The sequence below is a fragment of the Streptomyces sp. NPDC048718 genome (assembly GCF_043198875.1).
Lineage (GTDB): Bacteria > Actinomycetota > Actinomycetes > Streptomycetales > Streptomycetaceae > Streptomyces.
In genome coordinates this window covers 493,940-500,351 of record NZ_JBICVG010000005.1, presented here as the reverse complement: position 1 = coordinate 500,351, position 6,412 = coordinate 493,940, and the positions used below count along the sequence as shown (strand labels likewise).

Genomic DNA, 6,412 nt, shown 5'->3' with positions numbered 1-6,412 from the left:
GGCCCGCGAGGAACGAGTGGGCCGAGCACGATCGGTGCTGTGAGTCCGACTCCAGCACCCCGGAGGCGAACCGAGGCACAAAAAAGGCCAACGCGGCGCAAACAACATGCGCCCACCCGTAGCCGCCTCGCGCACGTGCGGGCCAGGCCCCAGCCGCCGCGCGCCCGTGCGGGCCAGGCACCAGCGCCGCGCCCGCCCACAGCCTCAGCCGCAACCGCCTCGCTTACGTGCGGGCCGCACACCAGCCGCCGCGCGCCCGTGCGGGCCCGCCCCAGCCATCTCGCTTACGTACAAGCCCAGCCGCGCGGGTCTCGCGCTCGTGCGGGCCGGGTCCCCGCCGCCTCACTTACGTGCGGGCCCAGCCCCAGCCGCCTCACTTACGTACAGCCCCAGCCCCGCCCCCGCGAACCAGCGCGCCCCCGCCCCCTATCTCAGCCCGCCGTGACCGCCGCGCGCAGGCGGCCGTCGGGGCCCGCGAGGAGGACCGGGGTGTCCGCGCCGCCCAGGTCGCGTACCGCGGCGCGGTCTTCGTCGGAGGCGGCCTCGGCGGCGGAGACGACCGCCGCTGCCTCCAGCGACTGGGCGCCGCTGGCCACGGCCATGGCGACCGCAGTCTGGAGCGCGCTCAGCTTCAGCGACTCCAGCGTGACGGTGCCGGCGACGTACGTCCGCCCGGTCTCGTCGCGTACCGCCGCGCCCTCCGGCACCCCGTTGCGGGCGCGGGCGCTGCGCGCCAGCGTGATGATCTTGAGGTCTTCGGCGCCGAGGTCGTCGTGCTCGCGGTTGAGTTTCATGATCCGAGGATAGGCCGCCCGGTGGGCCGCGCCCGGGCGGCCCCGCCCCGGAAAACAGGAGGCGGAGCGATGCCCCGGAGCGTACGGTCCTCACGGGACGGGGCTCGTAGCGCAGTGGTCGTCGTGCCCCCACGGCATGTGGGAAGACGCCGGTTCGAATCCGGCCGGCCCCGTCCCTTCGACGCGAACGGCCCCGGACCGATGGTCCGGGGCCGTCTTCGTCACCGCTCGCCGGGGATCAGCCCTGCGCGGCCTTCACGAACTTGTCGGTGGCCGTCTTGGCCAGCGCGTCGAAGTCCTTCTTGCCGGCGGCGTCGTCCGCGAGGTGCATGAGACGGAAGATGTCCGCGCCCTGACGGACGACGAGCATGGTCGGCTCGAGCTTGAAGCCGGGCGCGAGCTCCATGGAGAAGGTGAAGGCGATGGCCTCCTCCGCGCCCTGCGGGGCGGTGACCTTCTTCGCTCCGGCCTTCACCTTCTGGCCCTCGGTCTCGACGGAGAAGTCCGCGCACGCGTCCACGGCGGCGGCGAGCTTCTTGGTGAAGTCGGCCGCGCCCGTACCGGAGAAGGTCATCAGCTGCTGGCTCAGCTCGGACGTGTTCTTGCCGATGAAGAACTCGGCGCCCGGGCCCTTGGTGGAACCGGTGAAGGAGGCGTTCATCGCCTCGGCGACCGGCTGGCACACGGCCTTGTCCGCCTCGTAGACGGACTTGCCCGCGTCCGCCTTCCTCGCCTTCCAGCCTCCGGACGGCAGGTCCTTCAGCTCCAGGACCGCGGCCTTCGTCTGGGCGTCCGTCATCGGCTTCGCCGGAGCGGCGGCCTCGGGGGCGGCGGAGGCGGAGGCCGAGACGGCGGGCTTGTCCGCGCCCTCCTTCTTGGCGTCGTCCTTCTTGTCGTCACCACCGCACGCGGCGGCGGACAGAGCGAGGGAAGAAACGACGAGAGCGGCGGAAAGGCCACGGGTGAATCGCGTGCGCATTACGGTGAATTACCTCGGGGAAGAGAAACGGAGATGAGAGAGAACTCCACCGCGGGCGGCGCGGCGAAGTACCCGAGGACCATATCCCCGGCCACGGACAGTCCCGCCACCGGATTACGCCGTGACCCCAACTCAGAAGCCTTCAGCTCGCGACCTCGTACATCGCACCGCGCCGCCCCTCCGGCGACACCAGCCATTCCAGCTTCGCCGCAGTGTCGGCTTCCGGCAGCGGTGTGTGGAGCGAGAGGACCAGGTCCGGGCGCGCGGGAACCCGGAGTTGCGTCGACTCCACGACGAGCGCGCCCACCACCGGATGCTCCAGTTCCTTGCGGTTCTGACCTCCCGGCAAAATGTCCTGACGGCCCCACAATTCGGCGAACACCGCACTCGCCGCCGCCACTTCCTCGACCAGCGCCATGAATCCGTCGTCCCCCGGATTGTCCGAGCAGGCCGCCCGGAACTGGGCCACGACCCTCGGCGCCGTCTCTTCCCAACTCGCTATCCGTGACTGGTAGATCGGGTCCGTGAAAAAGGAGACGAGGCAGTTGCCCGGCGCCTCCGGGCGCAGGCCGAAGACAATCGACGCCGCGTCGTTGTAAAGGACCGCGTTCCAGTACACGTCCATGACGACAGCCGGGAACGGCATCCAGGTGTCGATCAGCCGGCGCAGCCCGGCGTACATGTCCAGATCCGCCGGGGCGGTCTCGGGCGCGGGCGGGTTGAGCCCCGCGAGTACGTACAGGTGACGCCGCTCCACCGGGCTGAGCCGCAGCACGCGCGCCACCGAGTCGAGCACGTGCGGCGAGACGCTGATGTCCCGCCCTTGCTCCAACCACTGGTACCACGAGGCCCCCACCCCGGCGAGGACGGCGACCTCTTCGCGGCGCAGTCCGGGTGTACGGCGCCGGGCACCGCCCTCCGGGAGACCCGCCTCGGCCGGGCTGACCCGGGCCCGGCGGTTCATCAGGAACGCGCGGAGTTCCGCCCGTCGGGCCGCCCTGCTGTCCGTGCTCTCCAGCGTGACCATGTGCGCTCCTCCCCCGGGGCCCGAGGCCCGACGGCGCCCTGCTCGCTTCGGCCGCCACGGCCACCCCGACCGCCACGGCCGCTCAGCCGCCCAGGTGGCCCTAACTGCCCTGCCCTGTCTGCCTGGTGGTGCGACCAACAGGATAAGTTCCGGCTCCCCGGAGTTGTTCCCGTACGCCGAGGGTGGACGCATGCCCACCGAAGCCCCGGCCTTCCCCGCCACGGCGAAGACCTCGCCCCCGTCCCCCGCCCCGTCCGCATCCGCGTCCCGACCCTCGCCCTCTTCACCGGCCCCCGGCCCCGGCACCGCCCCCGCCCCCGGCCCCGGCACCGCCCCGCCGCCCTCCGGTGCGATCACCGGCCGCGCCCGGCTCGTCCTCCTCGTCCTGTGCGCCGCCCAGTTCATGGTGGCGCTGGACTTCTCCGTCCTGAACGTCGCCCTGCCCGTGCTCGGCACGGACCTCGGCCTCAGCCCCGCCGCCCTCCAGTGGACGGTCACCGCCTTCGCCCTGCCCTCCGGCGGCTTCCTGCTGCTCTCCGGCCGGCTCGGCGACCTGTACGGGCGCCGGAAACTGTTCCTCGCGGGCCTCGCGCTCTTCGGCACGGCCTCGCTGCTCGCCACCCTCGCCTGGAACCCGGCCGTCTTCCTCACCGGCCGTGCTCTCCAGGGCGTCGGCGCGGCGGCCATCGTGCCCACCGGCATGTCGCTGCTGACCACCATGTTCCCCGAGGGCCCGCGGCGCGCCCGGGCTCTCGGGATCTCCGGCACCCTGCTGTCCCTCGGCTACACCATCGGCATGGTGATCGGCGGCGTCCTGACCGACACCCTCGGCTGGCGCTCCACGATGGGTCTGCTCACCCTGTTCAGCGCGGTCGTGCTGCCGCTCGCCCCGCGTCTGCTGCCCGAGTCCCAGGCCCCCGAGCGGCCCCGGCTCGACATCCCGGGCGCGGTGACCGTCACCGGTGGACTGCTCGCGCTGATCTACGCCCTGTCGACGGCCGCCCAGCACGGCTTCGGCGGCGCGGACGTCCTGGTCACCCTGGTCGCGGGCGTCGCGCTGCTGGTGGTGTTCGGGATCGTCGAGTCCCGGCATCCCGCCCCGCTGGTGTCGCTGCCGATGCTGCGCCGCCGTACGGTCGCCTTCGGCAATCTGGCCGGGCTCGTCACCTTCTCGATGATGTCGTGCGTCGTCTTCTCGCTGACGCTCTACCTTCAGGAGACCCTCGGCCTGTCCAGCTTCCGCACCGGTCTGGTCTTCGGCGTCCAGGGCATCGTCTCGGTCCTCGCGGGGTCCCTCGCCTCCCGGGTCATCGACCGGATCGGCGCCCGCCGCACCGTGGTCCTCGCCCTCGTCGGCCAGGGTCTGTTCACCGCCGCGCTGCTCGGCATCGGCACCGGTTCGGGTGCGATCCTCGCGACCGCGGGCGTCTCGCTGGCCTCGATGTGCCATCTGGGGGTGATCATCGCGTACGGCGTGACCGCGACCTCCGGCGTCCCGCACAAGGAGCAGGGCCTGGCCACCGGCCTGGTCACCACCACCCAGCAGGTCGGCATCACCGTCGGCATCCCGCTGGTCGGGGTGCTCGCCACCACCGGCGACACGGTGTACGGGGGTGTGCGGACGGTGCTCGGCCTCACCGCGCTGATCGTTCTGACGGCCGCCGCCGTGGTCGCGACCGGCCTGCGACGTACCGCCACCGCCACCACCACGGACACCGCCACTACCCGCTGAGGACGGGCCCGGCGCGCCCCGGAGAGGCCCCGGGCGCCCCGGACGGCGTCGGCGCTACGCCCGGTCGAGCCGGAGCCGGACCGCCTTCGGCAGACCCGCGACGACCAGGTCGTACGAGTCCTCGATCAGCTCCCGGACCATGCGGTCCGGGAGCTGTCCCACGGTCACCGTGTTCCAGTGCCGCTTGTTCATGTGATAGCCGGGGACGATCGCCGGGTACTCCTCGCGGAGCCGTACGGCGTCCTCCGGATCGCACTTGAGGTTGATCCAAAGCGGCCGGGCGTCCAGCGACGTGAGGGCGAACATCTTCCCGGCGACCTTGAAGACCGAGGTCTCCGGGCCGAACGGGAACTCCTCGCTCGCGTCCTCGAACTCCAGGCAGAAGGCCTTCAGCCGCTCCGGCGTCATCGTCCCGCTTCCTCCTCGCCACCGCCGGCACCGGCCGCACCGGCCGCACCGGCTGCCCTGGCCGCACGGGCCGCGCCGCCCGCACCACCGGTGCCGTCCGCACCGTGCGCACCGTTCGTACCATCCGCACCGTTCGTACCGTCCATGCGGTCCGCACGGTCCACACCATCCGCCCAGCCCTCGCCGAGCGGTTCGACGAGCACGGTGACGATCTTGTTGCGGCGGCCGGCCGGGGCTTCGGCGGTCAGCCGCAGCTCCCGTCCGTCCGGCAGTTCCACGACGGCGTTCGCCCCGGCGATCGGCACCCGGCCCAGCGCCTTGGCCAGCAGACCGCCGACCGTCTCCACGTCCTCGTCGTCGAACTCGTCCTGGCCGAAACCGTACAGCTCGCCGAGATCGCCGATGTCGAGGCGCGCGGTGACCCGGTAGCGGTCCCCGCCAAGCTCCTCGACGGGCGGCAGCTCCCGGTCGTACTCGTCGGTGATCTCGCCGACGATCTCTTCCAGGATGTCCTCGATGGTGACGATGCCGGCCGTGCCGCCGTACTCGTCGATGACGACGGCGACATGCGTACGGTCCTGCTGCATCTCGCGCAGCAGATCGCCCGCGTTCTTGGTGTCGGGGACGAACGCCGCCGGGCGCATCGTCGTGGACACCAGGTCGGCCTCGGCCTCACGGCTGATGTGGGTCTTGCGGACCAGGTCCTTCAGATAGACGACACCGACGATGTCGTCCTCGTTCTCACCCGTCACCGGGATCCGGGAGAACCCGGAGCGCAGCGCGAGGGTGAGGGCCTGCCGGACGGTCTTGTGGCGCTCGATGCACACGAGGTCGGTGCGCGGCACCATCACCTCGCGGACGAGGGTGTCGCCGAGTTCGAAGACCGAGTGCACCATGCGGCGCTCCTCGTCCTCGATGAGCGACTCCCGCTCGGCGAGGTCGACCATGGCCCGCAGTTCGGCCTCGGAGGCGAACGGACCCTTGCGGAAGCCCTTGCCGGGGGTGACCGCGTTGCCGATGAGGATGAGCAGCTGCGGGATCGGGCCCATCACCCGGGCCAGCGGCAGCAGGACGTACGCGGCGGCGGTCGCCGTGTTCAGCGGGTGCTGGCGGCCGATGGTGCGCGGCGAGACGCCGACGGCCACGTACGACACGAGCACCATCACCGCGATCGCGACGAGCAGCGCTTCCCAGGTCTCCGGGAGGGCTTCCAGGCACGCGAAGGTGACGAGGGCGCCCGCCGCCGTCTCGCAGCCGACGCGGACGAGCAGCGCCACGTTGAGATAGCGGGTGGGGTCGGCGGCGACCTGCGTCAGCTTCGCGGCCCCTCGCCGCCCGGACCGTACGGCCTCGGCGGCGCGGAAACTGGAGACACGGGCTATGCCTGCCTCGGCGCAGGCCGCGAGCCAGGCGATCACCACCAGGGCGACCGCGCCGAGGATCAGTTGTGCGTTCATGACGGACGACCGGTC

Annotated in this window: 6 protein-coding genes and 1 tRNA gene; 2 read left to right on the top strand and 5 right to left on the bottom strand. The window is 72.0% G+C overall.

The annotated features are described in order from the left end of the window. Positions 1-431: 431 nt before the first annotated feature. A complete protein-coding gene (locus ACGFRB_RS12845; protein WP_393242496.1) occupies positions 432-794 on the bottom strand; it encodes a cytidine deaminase in 363 nt (120 codons plus the stop codon). Between the two features lie 99 nt (positions 795-893). Between ACGFRB_RS12845 and ACGFRB_RS12840 the strand changes: the two genes are divergently transcribed. Further along, a tRNA-Pro gene (locus tag ACGFRB_RS12840) sits at positions 894-967 on the top strand. Positions 968-1,032: 65 nt separating this feature from the next. On the opposite strand, the gene ACGFRB_RS12835 is transcribed toward ACGFRB_RS12840, so the two are convergent. Continuing rightward, the gene (locus ACGFRB_RS12835) at positions 1,033-1,773 is read right to left on the bottom strand and encodes a hypothetical protein (RefSeq protein WP_393242493.1); all 741 of its coding nucleotides are present in this window, start codon (positions 1,771-1,773) and stop codon (positions 1,033-1,035) included. Between the two features lie 142 nt (positions 1,774-1,915). Beyond that, positions 1,916-2,800, bottom strand: a complete 885-nt coding sequence (locus ACGFRB_RS12830) for a helix-turn-helix transcriptional regulator (protein WP_393242490.1) — start codon at positions 2,798-2,800, stop codon at positions 1,916-1,918. A gap of 190 nt (positions 2,801-2,990) precedes the next feature. On the opposite strand from ACGFRB_RS12830, the gene ACGFRB_RS12825 reads away from it, so the two are divergent. Then, positions 2,991-4,532, top strand: a complete 1,542-nt coding sequence (locus ACGFRB_RS12825) for an MFS transporter (RefSeq protein ID WP_393242487.1) — start codon at positions 2,991-2,993, stop codon at positions 4,530-4,532. 54 nt (positions 4,533-4,586) lie between these two features. On the opposite strand, the gene ACGFRB_RS12820 is transcribed toward ACGFRB_RS12825, so the two are convergent. Together ACGFRB_RS12820 and ACGFRB_RS12815 are read right to left on the bottom strand one after the other, a co-directional pair. Further along, positions 4,587-4,940 carry an MmcQ/YjbR family DNA-binding protein gene (locus ACGFRB_RS12820; protein ID WP_363006393.1) on the bottom strand — a complete coding sequence of 118 codons (354 nt, stop codon included), beginning with the start codon at positions 4,938-4,940 and terminating at the stop codon, positions 4,587-4,589. Further along, the gene (locus ACGFRB_RS12815) at positions 4,937-6,397 is read right to left on the bottom strand and encodes a hemolysin family protein (RefSeq protein ID WP_393242485.1); all 1,461 of its coding nucleotides are present in this window, start codon (positions 6,395-6,397) and stop codon (positions 4,937-4,939) included. The genes ACGFRB_RS12820 and ACGFRB_RS12815 overlap by 4 nt, the downstream gene beginning before the upstream one ends. Between the last annotated feature and the right edge of the window lie 15 nt (positions 6,398-6,412).